Below are 19,555 nucleotides of genomic sequence, written 5' to 3'. Positions count from 1 at the left end.
CACAGCCTTGGGGAGGCCCGCTTGACGGTCGAACATGCCATCGTGCGAACCAAGCCGAAGCCCTGGGGCAGTCTCGATCTGCGGCCCTGGAGTGAGACGTCGACGAGCGACGGGCCGATCGGGGAATTGTGGTTCGAGCGCCCGGGTCTTGCTGCGCCCAAGACGACGTTGCTGCTCAAAATGCTCTTCACCACCGAGCCGCTGTCGATTCAAGTTCATCCGGATGATGCGTTCGCGCGCTCGATCGGGCTTGCCAATGGCAAGACCGAAGCCTGGTATATCGTCTCCGCGATCCCCGGCGCCCGGGTCGCGGTGGGATTGAACCATTTGCGCTCCGCCGCGGAGTTGCGAACCGCGATCACTGATGGCTCGATCGCCGATATCGTGGATTGGCAGCCGGTTCATCCAGGCGACGTCATTTTCATTCCTGCTGGAACGATCCACGCGATCGGCGCCGGCATCGTGCTCGTGGAAATCCAGCAGCACAGCGACGCCACCTTCAGGCTGTTCGACTATGGACGAGCGCGCGAACTGCACATCGACAATGCCGTCGCGGTGGCAACGGCAGGCCCACGCCAGATCCAATCGCCGTCCGAACGCCTGAGCGGCGCGCGAACCGTCCTCACGGTCAATTCCTATTTTGCGCTGGAGCAGACGGACCTCGCTCCAGGCTCCGTTTGGATGCTCGACGCACCGAAAGAAACCTGGCTGCTGGCGATCGAAGGCCACGCCCAACTCGGCTCGACGAGGCTGGCGCCGGGGGAGGCGTTCTTCCTGGAAGCCGACCACGCGGAAATCGAGGTCGGTGCGAGCGGCTTGAAAGCGCTGCTGGCCTATCCCGGCCCGAAGATAAACCCTGCTGCGCTAACAGAGCGCAGCGCCGCGAGCGCCAGTCGCGCACCGCACGCCTTTCCCGGCACCTTGGTCCCGTCTCCCGTCGAGACCGCCACGCTCAAACAATCGGAGACGCCAAATTGGCTGCCGTAAATCGTATCGCATTCATCGGCAATTCGCTTCCCCGCCGCTGCGGCATCGCGACCTTCACCACCGACTTGCAGAGCGCCGTTGCGGCGTCCCGGAGTGATCTGGAGACGGTCATCGTCGCGATGACCGATCACGGCCAGGTCTACGATTATCCTGCCACCGTGGGCCTGGAGATCAACGACGACAGGCAAGATGATTATGTCCGTGCGGCTGCCTATCTGAATAGCGGCGGCTTCGAGGCCGTTTCGCTGCAACACGAATTCGGCATTTTCGGCGGCGAAGCCGGATGCCAGATCATGGCGCTTCTGTCGCGCCTGACCATACCGATCGTGACAACCCTGCATACGGTCTTGTCCGAGCCGACCGAGGCTCAGCGCGACGTCATCACGCGCATCGTCGAGTGCTCGTCCAAGATCGTCGTGATGGCTGAAAAAGGCCGGGAGTTGTTGCGCTCCGTCTATCACGTGGCTGACGAGAAGATCGAGATCATCCCGCACGGCATCCCGGAATTTGCGTTCGTCGAACCCGACGCGGCCAAGGCTGCGCTCGGATTCAGCAACAAGTCGGTCATCCTGACCTTCGGATTGCTGTCGCCGAACAAGGGCATCGAAGTCATGATCGATGCGATGCCTTCCATTCTGAAGACCCGACCCGACGCCGTTTACGTCGTCCTCGGTGCGACGCATCCCAACCTCGTGCGCGATCGTGGCGAAGCCTATCGTGAGTCCCTGATCGCGCACGCGCGCCAGGCTGGCGTCGAGGATCACGTCGTGTTCCTCGATCAGTTCGTCGACAAGAAGACGCTGCTCGATTTCATCTCGATGTCCGACGTCTACGTGACGCCGTACCTCAGTGAGGCCCAGATGACCTCGGGCACGCTGGCCTATAGTTTCGGCCTCGGTAAGGCCGTGGTGTCCACCCCGTATTGGCATGCCCGTGAACTATTGGCCGATGGCCGCGGTATCCTGGTTCCGTTTGGCGATGCGGCAGCGCTTGGCGTCGAAATCGCCAAGTTGCTCACCAACGACGTGCTTCGGCAGGCGATGCGCAAGCGCGCCTATTCGAGCAGCCGCGCGATGACATGGGAAAGAACCGCCGAGCGCTATATGTCGGTCTTCGAGAACGCCGGCCGCCGGCATCGGCTCAAGACCATCGCGCGTATGGATACTGGCACGCTGCTGCGCGACAGCCGCGCCCCGCCGGAAATGCAGCTCGGCCATTTCCTGTCGATGTGCGACGACACGGGACTGTTTCAGCATGCCGTTCATAGCGTGCCGGATCGTGCCCACGGCTATTGCGTCGACGACAACGCCCGGGCGCTGCTCGTGGCCTGTGCGCTCAACAATCCGGGTGAAGAGCGGCTGCCGGAAGCGCTGACGGCGCGATTTGCCGCTTTCGTCCAGCACGCCTGGAATCCGGATACACGACGATTTCGCAATTTCATGGGCTTCAACCGCTGCTGGTTGGAGGACAAGGGATCGGAGGACAGTCACGGACGTACGCTCTGGGCCTTGGGCGTGTGCGCGTTGACCGACGCCAGCTCGTCGCGGCGCTCATGGGCCGCGGCCTTGTTTTCTGAAGCAATGGTGACAGTGGAAGATTTTCGTTCGCCCCGTGCGTGGGCGTTCGTATTGCTGGGCCTCGATGCTTACTGCTCGGCTGTCCCGGGCGATGTCCAGGCGACTCGCCTGCGGGCCGTGCTTGCCGATCGGTTGATCTTGATCTTCGACACCGTGGCAACTGGCGATTGGGTCTGGTTCGAGGACGGGTTGGCCTATGATAACGCGCGCTTGCCCCAGGCGCTGATCATGACCGGTCTTGCCAGCAAGACATCGCGCTATGTCAATATCGGGCTGGAGTCGTTGCGCTGGCTTGTGAAGCGGCAAACCTCAGCGAAAGGCCAATTCCGCCCGATCGGCACGGCGGGGTTTGGCGATCGACGCCAACCGTCGCAAGCCTTCGACCAGCAGCCGCTGGAGGCCGCGGCGACCATCGCGGCATGCCTCGCCGCGTGGCGGGCCGATCACGATGTCGAGTGGAAAGCCGAAGCCGCGCGGGTCTTCGCGTGGTTTCTGGGCAGCAACGACCTGTCGGCCTCGCTGGTCGATTTGGAGACCGGAAGCTGCCGGGATGGCCTGCACCCCGATCGTCCCAATGAGAACCGGGGAGGGGAATCGGTGGTGTCCTATTTGCTTGGGCTTTCCGAGATTCGGCAAATTGCCCGCCTGAGCGAAAGCCGGGCCAAGCCTGCTCCTCTCGTCGCTTGACGGAGCAGGATTACGATTTCCTCCTTCAACCCATCGAGGCCGTCTTGTCGCAATCTCCCTTCCTCAAACGCCAAGCCCTTCAGCTGCGGCCTGATCCGACCCGTGTCATCGTTCGGCCTTTCAAGCCGGCAACAGAGCCGCGCGACCTCAATCCGACGGACAAGACCCGCGCCAACCATATCGTCGAACGGGTCCTCGCGCTCGATGCCGAGACGGCCGACCGGCAATTGGCCGACGTTCTGGAGAATTTCCTCGGTCGTCACCGCAACCTGTTGCAGATCTTCGAGGCCCGCGCCGCGGAGATGGAAGAGGCGCTGGCCGACCATGCTGTATTCACGCAGGTGCAGCGCCAACTCGCGGGCGCCTATTTTCTCAACGAATATTCGTTCGAGGCCTCGGCATTGTTCAATCCGAGTATCGTGCCGCATCCCGATCAATCCGGAACGCCGGAAGGCAGCCTTCGCTTCATCCTGAGTCTTCGTGCCGTCGGCGAGGGTCACGTGTCGTCCCTGACATTTCGCTCGGGGCTTATTGCGGCAGACGGGACCGTGACCATCGACCCGACCGCGCGCCTTGCATCCAGCCCCGATCTCGTCAGGCTGACATCGGGCGCTGGCGGCGACGAGATTGATGTTACATTCGCGGCCGGCCAGGATCTGAGCGAGCGGGTGATTTTCCCGGTCACCGAAGCGCAGTCGAACGGGATCGAGGACGCCCGCTTTGTGCATTTCAGCAACGCCGGCGAGACGATCTACTACGCGACCTACACCGCCTATAGCGGACGGGCAATCCGGTCGGAGCTGATCGAGACGTCCGACTTTGTATCGTTCCGGCTATCGACCCTGAAGGGCAGTGCCGCGCGCAACAAGGGCATGGCGTTATTCCCGCGCAAGATCGGGGGCAGATATGCAATGATCGCGCGCCAGGATAACGAGAACCTCTATCTGATCTTTTCCGACGATCTCCAGACGTGGGATGGCGGCCAGCCGATTCTGAAGCCGCGATACCCCTGGGAATTCGTGCAGATCGGCAATTGCGGATCACCCATCGAGCTCGACGTCGGGTGGCTGCTGCTGACGCACGGCGTCGGACCTTTGCGAAAATATTCGATCGGGGCCGCGCTGCTGGACAAGAACGACCCTTCGAAGGTGCTCGGCCGCCTGCGCGAGCCACTATTGCGCCCGGACCCTTCCGAACGCGAAGGATATGTTCCAAACGTCGTCTACACTTGCGGCGCGATGCGCCACCACGACAAGATCATCTTCCCCTACGCGGTCTCCGACAGCTACTGCAATGTCGCGACAATCGAGATCGGATCCTTGATCGCGGCCATGGACAGGAGCGCATAGGAACTGCGCTGACCGTTCTCGACATCCATCCGGTGGATTGGAAAAGCGTGAAGCGGTCGGCGCAGAACACTGCGTCGAGCTGGTGATATCCGGGCTCAGGCATCCGGTTGCAGGAACGTGCCGTACTGCTTGGTCGCGGCGACCGCGGCCGCGGCCTGTCCGATCATCCGCATCGCGGCCATCATCGGCCACGGCCCGAGGCTGACCCGCCGAACGCCGACGCGAGCCAGATCCGGAAGTGCGGGAACGCCTTGTGTCACCATGATGTTGACCGGCAGAGGCGTGAGCTGAACCAACTTTTCAATGAGAGCGAGATCGGTGAGGCCGGGGACGAAAATTCCGTCGGCGCCGGCCTCGGCATAGACCTTCGCCCGCCTTGCCGCTTCGTTCATGCACTCGTCCGGCGATCCGAATTTCAGCAGGAACGGATCTGTTCTCGCATTGATGAACAGCTGAACTCCAAGATCTTTCGCGGCGTCGCGCACGGCCTTGATCTTGGCGGCATGGAGTTCGGGATTGACCAGTTGCCGCTTTCCCCCCGATAGCCCGTCCTCGATATTGATGCCGACGGCGCCGGCTTTCAAAATCTCGGTCGCCGATCTGGCGGCGGCCTCCGGGGTGTCGCCATATCCTGCCTCCAGATCGATTGAGACTGGAACTGACACGGCCGCAGTCATCCGCGATACGAGGCCGGTCACCATGTCGAACGGGACATTTTCTCCGTCGGCGTATCCAAGTGCGGAGGCGACCGCGCCGCTGCTGGTCGCGATGGCCGGAGCGGTCTTCGCGATGGCTTTGGCGGTGGCGGCGTCCCAGGCGTTGAACAGGACGAGCGGATCGCCCTTCCTGTGAAGGGCATGAAAGGTCTCGGCATATTGATGTTGTGTCTTGGCGTCCATTGCGCGCACTCCAGATTAGAAAATCGAAGGATGTTGTGGGCCACCGCCCTCTGCGTTCAGTCAGGCGCGTGCGTCTTGAACCAGTCCATGATCAGGCCGGTGACTTCTTCCTCACGCTCGAGGTGCGGGAAGTGCCCGACATCGGGCAGGACAATCCGCTTGTGCGGCCCCTTGAACAGCGGCTCCTCCTTGACCGAGTACCTCGCTGTCGGATCGTTGCTGCCATAGATCGTCAGCGTCGGCGTGTGCATGTCATTGATCGGCAGCCGGCCCGTGAGCCCCGCATCGGTCAGGCCTCCGTAATATTTCAGCGCCGCGGCCATCGTGCCGGGCGAGCTGAGTGTCTCCTTGATCGAACGGATGTGCTCGGCATTGTTGAATGTCGGTGACCACAGCTTCCAGAGATAGTCGACAAAGGGGAGGCCCTCGGTATTGACCGCGGATTCGGCGCCGGGCAGCTGGAAAAAATAGACGTGGAAGACGGCTCGAACGAGCTCCGGATCCCGTCTGATGCTCGAAATTGTAATCGGGTGCGCGGTGTTCATGACCACGGCGGCCTTGATTGCCGATGGCGCCGTGGCCAGCGCCTGAAAGGTCGAGGTGCCGCCCCAATCCATGCCGACGACGCGTGCCTGTCCGTCGTCGCTCAGCGCCGCGATGAGGGCTTCGAGATCCTTGCCCAGTGCGATCGGATCGAAAATGCCGTCCGCCGGAATCTCGGTCGGCGCATAGCCACGCAGGAACGGCGCGACGGCACGATACCCGGCATCCGCGAAGACCTTCAGCTGCTTTCGATACGACCAGGCATTGTCGGGAAAGCCGTGCAGGAGCATGACCAGGGGGCCATCGCCCTGTTCGAGATAGGCGAAGCGCACGCCGTTGGCCTGCACGTATTTCAAGGCGGGTTCGGTGCCCCTGGTATCCGCTTGGGCATTCGCTTGTCGTGCCGCGCTCCGAGTATTCATCGTCATTCTCCATGTGATCGAGCCTGCGATCCAAATTATGTGCGGAGTGCACATATCGTCAAGTTGTTTTTTGTGCGCTCCGCACATATTGTCGGCGTATGGAAACTGGAATCGCAAATTTGCTGGGGGCGCTTTCGCTCGCCGTCATGGATCGGATTGAGCAGGGCGCGCGCGAGGTCATAGGCCGCGGTGGCGAGACCCCTGCGGCACTGGTCGTCATCGGCTATGGCCAGGGCATGACCAACGACAAGCTGCGGCGGATCCTTGGCCTGTCGCATTCAGGAACGGTCCGGCTGGTGGACCGTCTGGTGTCGGATCGGCTGGTCGAACGTCGGCCCGGACAGGACGGCCGCGAGGTTGCCTTGCACCTGACGGCGAAGGGCGCCGCAATCCGCAACGATTTGATGACTTCGCGGATTTCGGCCGTCGCGTCGCTTCTGGATGTACTGTCGCCGGCCGAAACGAAGCGCCTTGAAACGCTGCTCCATGAGTTGTTGGCTCGGCAGGATACCTCCGAGATGGATCGCTTCACGATCTGCCGCATGTGCGACGACAGCGCTTGTACGAATTGCCCCTTGCCCACGGACAAGGGCAAACGCGCTCGCTAGCGGGCGCGCTCGAGACTATCATCCGGCTTGGGCGCAACGCGCGTTCACATCGCGGAAAGGAACGTCCGGCGTTTCCCCACGTTGTCGGCCCACCAGCACAAGCCGGGCCATACGATGAAGAAGATCGCCACCATCCTTGTCATGCTCTGTGCCTTTCCGGCTGCCGCCCGCGCGGACAGCTGGAGTGGCTATCGCATTCCCGAGACCGGGACCAGCGTCGATATCCCTTCGTCCATCTTCACCGAGCAAGCCGGCCGGCCCGACGGCTATGGCATGCAGTACCGGACCAGCGACGGCCGTGCGGATTTGACGGTGCAGGCCGTTCCCAATGACGGCAGCTCACCGGCCGCTTTCCTGGCGCGGAAGAATCCGCCGCCCGGCATCACCTACAAGCGCATCACGCCGCGCTTCTTCGTGGTCTCCAGCACCCGGGGCGGCAAGATCTGGTACGACCGCTGCAACTTTGGCCGCCGCTACGTGCATTGCGTGCTGATCAACTATCCGGCCGCCGAGAAGCGGCAGTGGGATGCACTCGTGACCCGCGTCAGCCGCACGCTGAGCGGCGGTTGATCCGTTCACCAACGAAAAACCTGCTCACAAAGAAAAACTGCCCGCAGGTTGCGGGCAGCAGTCTGGTGAGGATGGTTCAGCGCACGTTGGTCGATGTCGTCGACATGGTCGGCTTGGAGCCCGGCACGTGCGACATGGTCTTGGTGGTCGACCCGACCTCCTCGCCCGCCTTGACTTTCGTGCGGGTGTGGGAGCGGCTGAACGTACCACCCTCATGCGCCTGCGCGCGCGCATTGGAATTGAGCACCGGACCGTTGCCCTTGTTCATGCTGGTGCCGGACTGCGCCTTGCCGTTGGCAGACGCGGCGCTGCCGCCCGCTGCAATCGACGAGCCGGTCTGTCCGGAGCCCGACGTCGACGTGCCGCCGGTGCCGAGCGTGCTGGCCGAGGTGCCGCCGGCCGCGGCCGAGCCCCCGGTGCCGCCGGTCATGCTGGTTTGCGCCGACAACGGTGAGGCGGCGGCGAGCAGAAGTGCGACCGACGAGGTCGCGATCAACATTCTCATCTGTGAAATCCTTTTGCTAGGGCGACGATGTCGAGATGGTGCAGCCGTTGACCGTGACGGTGCTCGCGCTGGTCGAACCCGGCCCGCCGGCCGTCGAGGACGAACTCGACACGTTGCCGCCACCGGCCTGGACGTGCACCGACGATCCGCCGGCCGAGCTAGAGCTCGACAGCGAGCCGCTCGATGAGGTCGAGCCGGTGGTGCCCGAACCCGATGACCCCAGCGCGGTAATGCTGCCGTCGGGATGTTTTTCCACCGTGACCCGGCAGGTCTCGCCGGAGGCGGTCTTGCCGGTTTTCTGCATGGTTTCCCCCGCAGCGGCGCTGCTCATCAAAGTCAAAACTGCGATCGCAACGATTGGTCTGTTCATGCCAGTCCTCCTCAGGAAGGACGAAGGAGCGGCATTGCTGCCGCTCCGCCGGCCGGATGTCAGTCCTTGTCCTTCTTCATCTCGTCCTTGTGGTGGCCTTTGCCCTTTTCCATGCCCATGTCGCTGGCATGTCCCGCGGAGGACCCGGCCGCTCCCACGGTCGAGCCGCTCTTGCCGCCGCCGGCCGACGAGCCGCCCGTGCCGACTGTCGATGCCGAGTTGGAGCCGGAGCCTGCCGCAGAGCCGCCGGTGCCGACGCTGGACGAACTCTTGCCGCCACCCGCCGACGAACCACCGGTGCCGAGCGTCGAGGCCGAGCCTGAGCCGCTGCCGGAGCCCGCGGCAGAGCCGCCGGTGCCGATCGACGAACTGCTGGTGCCGCCGCCCGCCGACGAGCCGCCGGTGCCAAGCGTCGAGGCCGAGCCCGATCCGCTGCCCGAACCCGCCGATGAACCGCCCGTGCCTACGGTCGAGTTGCTGGTGCCACCGCCGGCTGACGACCCGCCAGTGCCGACCGTCGAGCTCGACTGCGCCACGGCGAGCGCGGTACCGGCCAGCAGCGCAGCTGCGGCCGCAGACAATTTCAGAATCCTCATCGCTGTCTCCTCGAATGATCAAATTGCCAAAACAGGCACGGGATAAAGTGGCAAGCTGCAGAAACGTTCCTTGGATCGGTATGAGGATGTGGAAAATGCGCGCGAGAATTGCGACGAGGTTCCAGCGGCGCGGCGCGCCGATGCCGAGCGGGAACAGCGAAGCGCGACGATCTGAAGAAAACAAACGCTACTTCAACGACAATCCCGTCCTGCGCCGCAGATCCGTGATCGCGCGCAGAAAACTGTCGGCCGGCGTCGTCTCCGGATCAATCAGGCGGTGCAGGCGAAAGCCGTCTTCCAATGCCAGCACGACGGAGGCCATCCAGGGGGGATTGAGCGTGTCGCCCTTCGCGTTGCTCTTCAGCGTGGCCTCGATGATGTCGGCGACCAGCTTGCGCCGCGCGCGCAGGCGTTTCGCAAGCTCCGGTCGGCGCTTCTCGGCGCGGGCGACAAACAGGATCATCTCCATGTGGAGCAGCGGCGAGCGGCCGAGCGGATCCTGCCTTGTGCGATCCATCGCCTTCAGCGCCGCGATGAAGTCGTCGAGATTGTCGTGCTGCGCGAGGATGTCCATGTTGCGCCGGATCGACTGCGCGACATGGTCCTCGAGCATGGCGATAATCAGCTCGTCCTTGCTCTTGAAGTTGGAATAGAACGCGCCGCGGCTAAATCCGGCCGCCGCCGCGATCGCCTCGATGCTGGCGCCGCCGATGCCGTCCTGCTCGAACACGCGCGCCGCCGCCTCGAACAGCCTGTCGCGCGTGTCGTCCCTGGTCGGCCTAGTTCTCACCCTTGACATCGGGGCAGTTTAGGGCAAAATGCAACTCGATACAACAATGTATCGAGTTGATAATTCCGGGATGGTTACGCTGCGCAAGAGGGGCTGCGGCGTATGCGATTCATGCGGCAACCGATATGAGGTCACCATGAACGAGCACGTGCAGGGCACCGGCGGTCCGCTGTTCAACCCGCTGTCGCCGGACTTCATCCGCGATCCCTATCCGCATTATGACCGGCTCCGCGCGATCTACCCGATTCACGTGACGCCGTTCGGCCAGTTCGTCGCCAGCCGCCATGCCGATGTCAGCCTCGTGATGCGCGACAAGCGTTTTGGCAAGGATTTCGTCGAGCGCTCCAGGCGCCGCTATAGCGAAAAGATCATGGAGGAGCCGGTCTTCCGCAGCATGAGCCACTGGATGCTGCAGGCCGATCCGCCCGACCACACCCGCCTGCGCGGCCTCGTCGTGAAGGCCTTCACCGCCCGCCGCGTCGAGGACATGCGGCCACGCATCCAGGAGATCGTCGACCAGACCATCGATGCCGTGATCGACCGCCGCCACATGGACCTGATCGAAGACTTCGCCTTCCGCCTGCCTGTCACCATCATCTGCGACATGCTCGGCATCCCCGAGGACCATCGCGAGACTTTCTATAACAGCTCGCGCGATGGCGGACGGCTGCTCGATCCCGTGCCGCTCTCGCCGGAGGAGATCGCCAAGGGCAACGCCGGCAACATGATGGCGCAGATGTATTTCCAGCAGCTGTTCGAGCTTCGTCGCAAAAATCCCGGCCACGATCTCATCACCAAGCTGGTGCAGGCCGAGGAAGACGGCAACAAGCTCACCAACGAGGAACTGACCGCCAACATCATCCTGTTGTTCGGCGCCGGCCACGAGACCACGGTCAATCTGATCGGCAACGGCCTGCTGGCGCTGCATCGCAATCCGGACCAGCTCGCGCTTTTGAAGGCGCGGCCGGACCTGATGGTGGGCGCGATCGAGGAGTTTCTGCGCTACGATTCCTCGGTGCAGATGACCGGGCGGGTCGCGCTGGAGGATATCGACGATCTCGGCGGCGCCAAGATCCCCAAGGGCGAGACCGTGCTCTGCCTGCTGGGCTCGGCCAACCGCGACCCGGCGGTCTATCCTGACCGCCCCGACCGGCTCGACGTCACCCGCCAGAATGTGAGGCCGCTGTCGTTCGGCGGTGGCATCCATTTCTGCCTGGGGGCCCAATTGGCCCGCCTCGAGGCCGAGATCGCCATCGCCACGCTGTTGCGTCGGCTGCCCGACCTGCGCATCGACGACGTCGAAAACCCCGAATGGCGGCCGACCTTCGTGCTGCGCGGCCTGAAGCGGCTGCCTGCGAGCTGGTGATGGCTGCCGGCGTTAACCTCCGCGCGCAACAGTCGCTGTGACTTCGCCACACTTCCCCCTATATAAGGGGCTGTTCCGGTACGTCTGAGGCCCTGCGGCTCAGGCAAGGCCCGCATCCGGTTTGGCCGAGGGGAGACCCGTGCAGACGACGCTGCTCGGATTGGCGATTGCCTTTATCTTAGCGCTGCTGGCCGCTCTGATCGGACCGTACTTCGTCGACTGGAACCAGTTCAGGCCCCAGTTCGAAGCAGAGGCCGGCAGGATCATCGGCGTGCCGGTGCGGGTGGCGGGCGAGCTCGACGCGCGGCTGTTGCCGGCGCCGACGCTGCGGCTGCGCGCGGTCACCTTCGGCGGCAACAACGATCTCGGCCGCCTGCGCGCCGACAAGCTCGATGTCGAATTCAGCCTGAGCTCGCTGATGCGCGGCGAATGGCGCGCCACCGAGCTTTCGGTCAATGGCATGGCGGTCGATCTCGGCCTCGACGCGCGCGGGCGGGTCGATCTGCCGTCCACCGCGAGCGGGAGCTTCAATCTGGCATCGCTGGCGATCGAGCGGCTGAATCTCACCGGTCGCATCGCCCTGCATGATGCCGCCAGCCATTCGACACTGGAGCTCAACGACATCGCTTTCTCCGGCGATGTGCGCTCGCTGGCCGGCTCGGTCCGGGGCGACGGCAGTTTTGCCCTCAGCGGCGTGCGCTATCCGTTCCGCGTCTCCTCCGGCCCGAGCGCCGACGGCAATGCCACCCGCCTCCACCTCAACATCGATCCCGGCGAGCGCGCGATCCTCGCCGATCTCGAAGGCGTGCTCGCCTTCGACAACCGCCTGCCGAAATTCGAGGGCGCGCTGACGTTCGCCGTGCCGGCGCCGAAGAAGCCGGGCGAGGCGGGGCCGATGCCCTGGAAGCTCACGACGAAACTCAAGGCTGATCCGGCCGGCGCCAAGTTCGAGCAGGTCGACGCCAGCTTCGGGTCCGAAGACTCCGCGCTGAAGCTCGGCGGCGTCGGCGATATCAGGTTCGGGGCTTCGCCGCTGCTGCGTGCGGTGCTGTCGGCGCGCCAGGTCGATGCCGACAAGCTGACCGGCAAGGACGAGCCGCAGCGCATCCTTCCGGCGCTCCGCGCAGGCCTCGCCGCAATCCCGCAGGCGCCGATCCCGGCACAGATCGAGTTCAACTCCGACCAGATCATGCTCGGCGCACGGCCGCTCCAGAACATCACGGCCGAGCTTGCGACCGACGGACGATCCTGGACCTTCCAGCGGCTCGAGCTGCGCGCGCCGGGACAGACGCAGCTCTCGCTCAACGGCGCGACGCCCGGCGCCGACAGCTTCAGCGGCCGTCTCAGCGTCGATTCCTCCGATCCCGATACGCTAGTGGCCTGGCTCCAGGGCCGCAGCGAGGTCAACCGCCGCAGCACGCGGCCGCTGCGCCTTGCCGGTGACGTGACCATCGCCGCCAACCATTTCGCCATCGACAGGCTGAAGGCCGAGATCGACGGCGGCGCGGTCGAAGGCCGCATCGCTTTCGTCCAGACCGGCGCGAGCAAGGGCTCGCGGATCGACGCGGAGCTCAAGGCCGACCGCCTTGACCTCGATGCGGCCGCAAGTTTTGTGCGCGCGCTTTCGGGACCGCAGGGCGAATGGCCGGAGGAAGCGAAGCTGTCGCTCGATATCGGCCGCGCGATCTCGGCCGGGCAGGAGCTGCGGCCGTTCACCGCGAAACTCGGCTACGGCCCCGCATCGCTCTCGCTGGAGCAGTTGCGGTTCGGCCAGGCCAGTGGCGTGACCACGGAAGCAAGTGGCAGCTTCGACCGCGCCAAGGCCACGGGCAAGCTCGCGCTGAAATCCTCCGCCAATTCGCTGCGCGATCTCACTGCACTGCTCGAGCCGCTTGCGCCATCGGTGCGCGCGCGCTTCGACGCCATCCCGTCGCTGCCGGGTGCGACCCGCCTGAAGCTCGACCTCAGCCTCGACAAGAACGCCGAGCACGCCGATCGCAACGACGCGCGCGCTGTCCTCGAACTCGACGCGCCGCAGCTCAAGGCCACCGCGACGCTGGCTGCGCAGACGCCGGTGGCCGCCGTCAACGGCATCGACGTCGACCGCTTGCGCAACAGCGACTTCACGCTGGACTCGAAAGTCGCGACACCGCAAGCCAGTGCACTGCTGGCGTTGCTCGGGCTCGATCGCGTGGTGGCCGCAGGCGAGGGCGCTTCGCAGTTCGAAGGCCGCTTGAGCGGCGCGTGGCGCCATCAGCTGCAATTGAATGCCAAGCTTAGCGGCGGCGGGCTGGATGCGGACGCACAAGGCAACGTCGAATTGTCGGAGCCGAAAGGCAGCGTAAATTTGCGCGTGCGCAACGCCAATCTGGGGCCGCTGTTCGGGACCAGCCCGGCCGATAAATCGGTGCAGAGCGTCAATCTGTCCTCGCGCGTCGGCCTCTCCGGCAACCGTCTGACCTTCAACGATCTCGAGAGCACCCTGGCCGGCTCGCATTTGCGCGGTCATCTGGCGGTGACGCTCGATCAGGAGAAGACCGTCGACGGCGAAGTCGGCGTCGATACGCTCGACCTCGTGCCCGCGCTCGCGATGGCCATCGGCGCGGCCGGACACGATGCCAATGCGCCGCTGAGTGCCGGGCTTCTCGGCGGCTGGCGCGGCCGCGTCGCCTTCCAGGCGTTGCACGGCACGTTGCCCGGCGGCATCGAGCTGCGCCCCTTCGGCGGTACGGTCCGGAGCGACGGTCAGTCGCTCGCGCTCGACGCAATGAAGGGCGGCGTCGGCGGCGGCGAGATGTCGGCGAGCCTTGATGCGCGCAATGGCGCCAATGGTCTGACGCTCAACGCGCGCATCGAGCTCGGCAATGTCGACGCGGCGGCGCTGCGCTACCGCGACCTCGCGCTGCCGAAGGGACGAGCCTCGGCGCAGATGGCGCTGACCAGCCAGGGCCGTAGCGTCGCGGCGCTCACCGGTGCGCTCGCCGGCAACGGTACGGTGACGCTCGAATCCGCTGAAATCTCCGGCCTCAATCCACGCGCCTTCGAAATCGCCATCCGCGCCAGCGACGGCGGCCAAATTGCCGACGACAATCGATTGCGGCAGCTGGTCGAGCCCGCACTGTCGGCGGGTCCGATTGCAGTGGCCTCGGCGCAGATCCCGTTCACGATCCGGGACGGGCGCCTGCGCGTCGGCGCAACGTCGCTAGAGGCGAAGAACGCGCGTGCCATCGTCTCCGGCGGCTACGACATCCCCGCCGACCAGGCCGACATCCGCGCCAACCTGACGCCGATCATGACCGGGCTCTCCGGCGCGCCGCCGGAAATCCAGCTGTTCGCGGCCGGTCCCCCCGACAGGCTCAATCGCACCGTCGATCTCGGGCCGCTGTCGTCGTGGCTCGCGGTACGCACGATCGATCGCGAGACGCGCCGGCTGGACGCCATCGAGCGCGGCGAACCGCCGCCGGCCACCGCCGCGTTGCCGACCCTGGTGTCCCCAGACCCGGAGCCGGAGCCGTCGCTCACGGATGTGCCGATGCCCGGCCGCGATCCGCGCCGTGCGCCGCCGCCGAAGCCCAAGTCCGATATCAGGGTTGCGCCGACGCCAAAGGCGCCGCAGGCCGCTCCCGCGGCACCAAGCCCGCCGCTTGCAAGCACGCAGATCGCGCCGTTGCCTCCGCCGATCGACGTGAGGCCGGCCCCGGGCCCGCCGCCCGCAAAGCCCAAGCCAAAGCCGCCGCTGGTGCTGACGCCGTCAAATCCGTAGGCGATAGTCCGTCATGCCCGGGCTTGTCCCGGGCATCCACGTTCTCCGTCCCAGGCGGTGAGACGTGGATGGCCGGGACAAGCCCGGCCATGGCGCCGGAGAGACACCCTCACCCCAACCCTCTCCCGCAAGCGGGAGAGGGGGCGCAGCTTCCTCGTGACGTACCGGTAACCTCATTCCCTCGCTTTTTATCGAATTTTCCCCGGCAAAACTGATCTGCCGACTTTACCGGATTCTCGCGTTTGTTCCCTAGCCTCTGTTCCCAGAGGAACTCGGCGTCCTGCCGGCACAAGCAGGATGGCCAGCCAAGAACTGGGGTCATAGGGATGAACGGCGCGACAACACTTCTGCAGGATCTGGACGACGCAATCGCACGCGGCACCGACGAAAGCCGGACCAAGGCGTTGTGGCACGCGACCGACATTCTGATCACCGGTCGCTACAGCGACGACGAGATCAGCACGTTCGGCGAAGTCATCGGCCGGCTCGCCGACGAGATCGAGGTCGCCGCACGGGTGCAGCTCTCCGAGGTGATGGCAGCCTGCGATCACGCTCCGCTCAATGTCGTTGCGCAACTCGCGATCGCCGACGAAATCGAGGTCGCCGGTCCCGTGCTGCGCGATTCCAATCGTATCGACGAGAAGCTGCTGGTCGAGAGCGCCATGACCAAGAGCCAGTCGCATCTGCTCGCGATCGCCCAGCGCAAGTCGATCGGCGAGGCCGTCACCGACGTTCTGGTCAAGCGCGGCGACCAGGAGGTCGTGGCGTCGGTTGCCCGGAACGAGGGCGCGCGCTTTTCAGGTTCGGGCCTGCTCCACATGGTCCGCCGCGCCGAGGGTGACTCGATTCTCGCCGAGCAGCTTGGCCTGCGCAAGGACGTGCCGCGTCACATCTTCCAGCAGCTGATCTCGAAGGCGTCGGAGGACGTCCGCCGCCGGCTCGAGCACGAGCGCCCGGAAATGATGGCGCAGATCCAGAGCTCGGTAAGCGACGTCACCGGCGACCTGCAGTCCAAGTTCGGCCCGTCCTCGCGCAGCTATTTCGTCGCCAAGCGCGTGGTGACGACGCAGTACCGGCAGGGCAACCTCAACCAGGACTCGATCTCGAACTATGCGCGCCAGCACCGCTTCGACGAGGTGCAGATCGGCCTGTCGCTGTTGTCGTCGCTGCCGGTCGACGTGATCGAGCGTGCGATGATGGACCGCAATCGCGAGATGATCCTGGTGCTGTGCAAGGCGCTCGACTTCTCCTGGGACACCACCATGTCGCTGCTGTTCCTCGGCGCCAAGGATCATCTGATCACGGCGCGCGAGCTCCACGACAACGAGCGCGATTTCGGCAAGCTCAAGATCGAGACCTCGCGCAGCGTCTTGAAGTTCTACCAATCGCGCAAGACCGGCACCGATCCCGTCACGGGTCGTCAGCCCGAGCTGCAGGTGCACTGAGCGGTACACCGAACAGGTACACCGAGCATCATCCGGGAATTGGCAGGGAGTATTTTCAATGTTGCCTCAATTCGGCACCGCAGTTCGCAAGAAGAACCTCAACAACGCCGCAGCCGGCGAGATCGGCGGCGGAGCAGCGGACCAGGCCTCGGTCGATGCGGCATGGCTCGTGCTGGAAGCCGCCAACGACCTCGGCGACCATGCCGCGATCGAGGCTTGCCGCCGCGTCATCGACGCCGAGCTGAACGGCACGGCGGCCGGCAGCGCGGATGTCGATCTCGTGCTCGGGTATTTCAGGTAAGACTCCGCGGGCGTCCGCTCCATCCGCGCGATAGCGGCTGTTTCCACACCGTCATTGCGAGCGCAGGGCACCGCCGTCGCTCCTTCAACGGCACATTAACGCGCCGACAGCCCCAGACCGGGCGGCCATCCCGCGAACACGCGCATCGCACGCAGCTGTGATCTCCGGAACCGGCCGACGCGGGTAACGACCGAAGCTCCCCTTCGTACAGCCTTCAGCGAGCGTAGTCTCGCAGAGCTGATGGATGTGAAACCGGGGAGACATGGTCGGATGAAAGAGTTCAACGTCGCTGAGGTCGGGGGCGGTTCCTATCGTCCTCTTGCCATTCTGCGCTGGGTCATGGTGATCATCTTCGTATCGTTTGGCATGCAGAAATTCACGCCGCAATCTGCGCAGGGCATCGCGCAGTTCATCAGCAACAGCCCGTTCATCTCCTGGCTGTCGGTGTTCGGCCTGAGGGGAGAGGCCTATGTCCTCGGTGTCGCTGAATTCGTGATTGCGGCGCTGCTCGCGGCAGGCAGCTTCAGCCCGGTTTCGTCCGCCCTCGGTTCATTCATGGGCATGGTGACCTTTGCGATCAGCTGGTCGTTCTTCTTCACGACGCCCGGTGTGGTCAAATGGAGCCTTTCATCCGATCCGATGGCGTGGAATCTGACCGGCGAATTTCTGTTCAAGGACATCGTCCTGCTGTGCGTTTGCGCGGTGTTGTTTCTGGCCTCCCTGCCGCAATCGGTTGTCCGGCTGCGCACCGGGTGATCGTCAGGCCGTCTCTCACCGCCGGATCCGGTAGAGGACGCCGTTCTCGCCGTGACGGAACGTGGTTCGCTCGAGGAGATAGTTGGACTTCTCCAGAACTCGGCGCGATGCGCCATTGCCGACATAGACCAGGCCAATGAGGGACGGCAGCTCATGGTGTAACAGTCCAATATCGGTGAGTGCGGTCGCGGTCTCGCTTGCAAGGCCACGGCCCCAGAATTCGCGCTTGAACGCGTAGGCAATCTCGATCTCGTCGACATCGTCCACGAGGATATGCCTGATGCCCGCTCGCCCGGCGAATGCCCCGTCTTTCGTTCGCAGCACCCACAGACCGAAGCCATGCTGATCCCAATGCGCCATATTGGCGTCGAGATAGGTCTTCGTCTTCTCCGCCGAACGGACGCCGCCGAGATAGCGCGAAACCTCGGCATCGAGATGCAACGCGACGAGGTCGGCGAGATGATTTTCACGAAGCCTTTCGGCGCTGAGCCTCGCCGTTCTGAAATGTTCCATTGGGAACAGATAGCCGCTTCCGAGGTGGGGCGTCGAGTAACATTGACGCGGAATGACTTGGCTGGCAGTGCTTTTCACCGTTGCAAGGACGCGCTTTCAGTTGGGCGGCCGGCCCGGGGCGAATGTTCCCAAGCGGAGTGGCAATGGATTTCGAGCGCGACATAGCCAAGATCAGCGGGATCGCTGCGGTCTCGACCATCCTCGACGTGGTCAGCCGGACCACCGGCATGGGGGTTACGGCCGTTGCCCGCGTCACCGAGGACAGGTGGATCACATGTGCCTCGCGTGACGAACTTGCGTTCGGGCTGAAACCCGGTGACGAGCTCAAGGTCGAGACCACGATCTGCCATGAGATCCGGCAGAGCCGCGAGGCGGTCGTCATCGAGAATGTCAGCAAAGACGCCGGCTACTGCAAGCATCACACGCCTGCACAATATGGCTTCCAAAGCTACATCTCCGTGCCGATCATTCTGCCCGACGGTTCATTCTTCGGAACTCTTTGTGCGATCGATCCGAAGCCGCGCAAGCTTCGGACTCCCGAAGTCATCGGCATGTTCAAGCTTTTTGCCGAGCTGATCGCGTCTCATCTCGACGCGGCCGAGCGCGTCGAACTGATCGAGAACAGGCTCGCGCTGGAACAACGCAATGCGGAACTGCGCGAGCAGTTCATCGCCGTGCTCGGTCACGACCTCCGAAACCCTCTTGCCTCGATCCAGGGCGGCCTGCGGCTTCTGAACAAGAAGGTCGATGACGAGGGGAAGAACTGGATCAACCTCCTGCAGGGAAGCGTGGGCCGGATGGCGGGCCTGATCGACAATGTCATGGACTTCGCCCGCGCGCGGCTCGGCGCCGGGATGCAGCTCAAGTTGAAAGAACAGCCACTCGAGCCTGTCATCAGGCAAATCGTCGCGGAGTTCGAGAACGTGCACCCGGATCGCGTCATCGAAACGGTCGTCAACGTTCCGGGACCTGTGAGAATCGACGCCGACCGCATAGGTCAGATGCTGTCCAATCTTCTCGGCAACGCGATTTCCTATGGCGCCGCCGACAAGCCGATCAGGGTGCTGGCGCAGACGACCGGCGCTGGCTTTGATCTCAGCGTTGCCAACAAAGGCGCGCCAATTCCGGCTGATGCGATCCCGCGCCTTTTCACTGCGTTCGATCGCGGTGACGTTCTGCCGAACCAGAAAGGGCTTGGGCTCGGACTGTACATTGCCCAAGAGATCGCGCGCGCCCATGGCGGGTTGATCGTCGCGTCGTCGATGCGAGATGAAACGGTGTTCACCGCGACGTTTCCGGCGAGCCCGGCCCGCGGCTGAGAAGGCGTGCTACGCCGGCCTAGCTTGCCGTCACGAAGCGTCGCGCCAATTCTCCGACAATACCATCATGCGCCTGTTTTGCGCGACGGTGCAACCGGCGAACAGCTGATAGCGCTGATTGTGCGAGGCTCTTTCCGGATGCGGTCCGGCGATTTTCTTGCGGGCAAGGCATTGTGCCTCTTCAGAGAG

The 19,555-nt window shown here is 64.2% G+C and carries 18 protein-coding genes; 11 read left to right on the top strand and 7 right to left on the bottom strand.

Features of this window, described 5'->3' with window-relative positions:
* Nucleotides 1–21: 21 nt before the first annotated feature.
* From ACFQX9_RS12620 to ACFQX9_RS12610, 3 genes are read left to right on the top strand one after another with little or no spacing between them, the layout of a single operon-like run.
* Nucleotides 22–987, top strand: a complete 966-nt coding sequence (locus tag ACFQX9_RS12620) for a class I mannose-6-phosphate isomerase (RefSeq protein WP_377788741.1) — start codon at nucleotides 22–24, stop codon at nucleotides 985–987.
* Nucleotides 975–3,251, top strand: coding sequence for a glycosyltransferase family 4 protein (locus ACFQX9_RS12615; protein WP_377789028.1), 2,277 nt, complete (start codon nucleotides 975–977; stop codon nucleotides 3,249–3,251). The genes ACFQX9_RS12620 and ACFQX9_RS12615 overlap by 13 nt, the downstream gene beginning before the upstream one ends.
* A gap of 44 nt (nucleotides 3,252–3,295) precedes the next feature.
* The gene (locus ACFQX9_RS12610; protein ID WP_085350311.1) at nucleotides 3,296–4,600 is read left to right on the top strand and encodes a glycoside hydrolase family 130 protein; all 1,305 of its coding nucleotides are present in this window, start codon (nucleotides 3,296–3,298) and stop codon (nucleotides 4,598–4,600) included.
* A gap of 95 nt (nucleotides 4,601–4,695) precedes the next feature.
* On the opposite strand, the gene ACFQX9_RS12605 is transcribed toward ACFQX9_RS12610, so the two are convergent.
* Nucleotides 4,696–5,499 (bottom strand): isocitrate lyase/phosphoenolpyruvate mutase family protein, encoded by an 804-nt coding sequence (locus tag ACFQX9_RS12605; protein ID WP_018454308.1) that lies wholly within the window; start codon nucleotides 5,497–5,499, stop codon nucleotides 4,696–4,698.
* 56 nt (nucleotides 5,500–5,555) lie between these two features.
* Nucleotides 5,556–6,464, bottom strand: a complete 909-nt coding sequence (locus tag ACFQX9_RS12600) for an alpha/beta fold hydrolase (RefSeq protein ID WP_247820432.1) — start codon at nucleotides 6,462–6,464, stop codon at nucleotides 5,556–5,558.
* Between the two features lie 119 nt (nucleotides 6,465–6,583).
* Here ACFQX9_RS12600 and ACFQX9_RS12595 point away from each other — a divergent pair, with 119 nt between their 5' ends.
* Together ACFQX9_RS12595 and ACFQX9_RS12590 are read left to right on the top strand one after the other, a co-directional pair.
* Complete coding sequence (locus ACFQX9_RS12595) at nucleotides 6,584–7,072, top strand: MarR family winged helix-turn-helix transcriptional regulator (RefSeq protein WP_240543379.1); 489 nt, start codon at nucleotides 6,584–6,586, stop codon at nucleotides 7,070–7,072.
* Between the two features lie 114 nt (nucleotides 7,073–7,186).
* A complete protein-coding gene (locus tag ACFQX9_RS12590; protein ID WP_026232713.1) occupies nucleotides 7,187–7,642 on the top strand; it encodes a hypothetical protein in 456 nt (151 codons plus the stop codon).
* 76 nt (nucleotides 7,643–7,718) lie between these two features.
* Here ACFQX9_RS12590 and ACFQX9_RS12585 read toward each other — a convergent pair whose 3' ends face one another.
* The 4 genes from ACFQX9_RS12585 to ACFQX9_RS12570 all read right to left on the bottom strand — a co-directional run bounded on the left by ACFQX9_RS12585 (nucleotide 7,719) and on the right by ACFQX9_RS12570 (nucleotide 9,912).
* Nucleotides 7,719–8,141: a hypothetical protein gene (locus ACFQX9_RS12585; RefSeq protein WP_018454312.1), complete on the bottom strand. Its 423-nt coding sequence runs from the start codon at nucleotides 8,139–8,141 to the stop codon at nucleotides 7,719–7,721.
* A gap of 22 nt (nucleotides 8,142–8,163) precedes the next feature.
* Nucleotides 8,164–8,517, bottom strand: coding sequence for a hypothetical protein (locus ACFQX9_RS12580; RefSeq protein WP_026232714.1), 354 nt, complete (start codon nucleotides 8,515–8,517; stop codon nucleotides 8,164–8,166).
* Between the two features lie 59 nt (nucleotides 8,518–8,576).
* Complete coding sequence (locus ACFQX9_RS12575) at nucleotides 8,577–9,113, bottom strand: hypothetical protein (protein WP_018454314.1); 537 nt, start codon at nucleotides 9,111–9,113, stop codon at nucleotides 8,577–8,579.
* Nucleotides 9,114–9,300: 187 nt separating this feature from the next.
* Nucleotides 9,301–9,912, bottom strand: a complete 612-nt coding sequence (locus ACFQX9_RS12570) for a TetR/AcrR family transcriptional regulator (RefSeq protein WP_085385110.1) — start codon at nucleotides 9,910–9,912, stop codon at nucleotides 9,301–9,303.
* A 127-nt stretch (nucleotides 9,913–10,039) separates the two neighbouring features.
* Here ACFQX9_RS12570 and ACFQX9_RS12565 point away from each other — a divergent pair, with 127 nt between their 5' ends.
* The 5 genes from ACFQX9_RS12565 to ACFQX9_RS12545 all read left to right on the top strand — a co-directional run bounded on the left by ACFQX9_RS12565 (nucleotide 10,040) and on the right by ACFQX9_RS12545 (nucleotide 17,534).
* Nucleotides 10,040–11,269: a cytochrome P450 gene (locus ACFQX9_RS12565; RefSeq protein ID WP_377788738.1), complete on the top strand. Its 1,230-nt coding sequence runs from the start codon at nucleotides 10,040–10,042 to the stop codon at nucleotides 11,267–11,269.
* A 139-nt stretch (nucleotides 11,270–11,408) separates the two neighbouring features.
* Nucleotides 11,409–15,032, top strand: a complete 3,624-nt coding sequence (locus ACFQX9_RS12560) for an AsmA-like C-terminal region-containing protein (RefSeq protein ID WP_377788736.1) — start codon at nucleotides 11,409–11,411, stop codon at nucleotides 15,030–15,032.
* A 326-nt stretch (nucleotides 15,033–15,358) separates the two neighbouring features.
* Nucleotides 15,359–16,477 carry a DUF2336 domain-containing protein gene (locus tag ACFQX9_RS12555; RefSeq protein WP_377788735.1) on the top strand — a complete coding sequence of 373 codons (1,119 nt, stop codon included), beginning with the start codon at nucleotides 15,359–15,361 and terminating at the stop codon, nucleotides 16,475–16,477.
* Between the two features lie 58 nt (nucleotides 16,478–16,535).
* The gene (locus ACFQX9_RS12550) at nucleotides 16,536–16,778 is read left to right on the top strand and encodes a hypothetical protein (RefSeq protein WP_018454319.1); all 243 of its coding nucleotides are present in this window, start codon (nucleotides 16,536–16,538) and stop codon (nucleotides 16,776–16,778) included.
* A gap of 270 nt (nucleotides 16,779–17,048) precedes the next feature.
* Complete coding sequence (locus tag ACFQX9_RS12545; protein WP_377788733.1) at nucleotides 17,049–17,534, top strand: YkgB family protein; 486 nt, start codon at nucleotides 17,049–17,051, stop codon at nucleotides 17,532–17,534.
* 15 nt (nucleotides 17,535–17,549) lie between these two features.
* On the opposite strand, the gene ACFQX9_RS12540 is transcribed toward ACFQX9_RS12545, so the two are convergent.
* On the bottom strand, nucleotides 17,550–18,047 hold the full coding sequence (locus ACFQX9_RS12540; protein ID WP_018454321.1) for a GNAT family N-acetyltransferase: 498 nt from the start codon (nucleotides 18,045–18,047) through the stop codon (nucleotides 17,550–17,552).
* 143 nt (nucleotides 18,048–18,190) lie between these two features.
* On the opposite strand from ACFQX9_RS12540, the gene ACFQX9_RS12535 reads away from it, so the two are divergent.
* A complete protein-coding gene (locus ACFQX9_RS12535; protein WP_377788731.1) occupies nucleotides 18,191–19,366 on the top strand; it encodes an ATP-binding protein in 1,176 nt (391 codons plus the stop codon).
* The last annotated feature ends 189 nt before the right edge of the window (nucleotides 19,367–19,555 follow it).

It is taken from the genome of Bradyrhizobium sp. GCM10028915 (assembly GCF_042666195.1).
GTDB lineage: Bacteria > Pseudomonadota > Alphaproteobacteria > Rhizobiales > Xanthobacteraceae > Bradyrhizobium > Bradyrhizobium canariense_D.
Note: the sequence above shows the minus strand (reverse complement) of the source record. Positions and strands in the feature narration are given on the sequence as shown.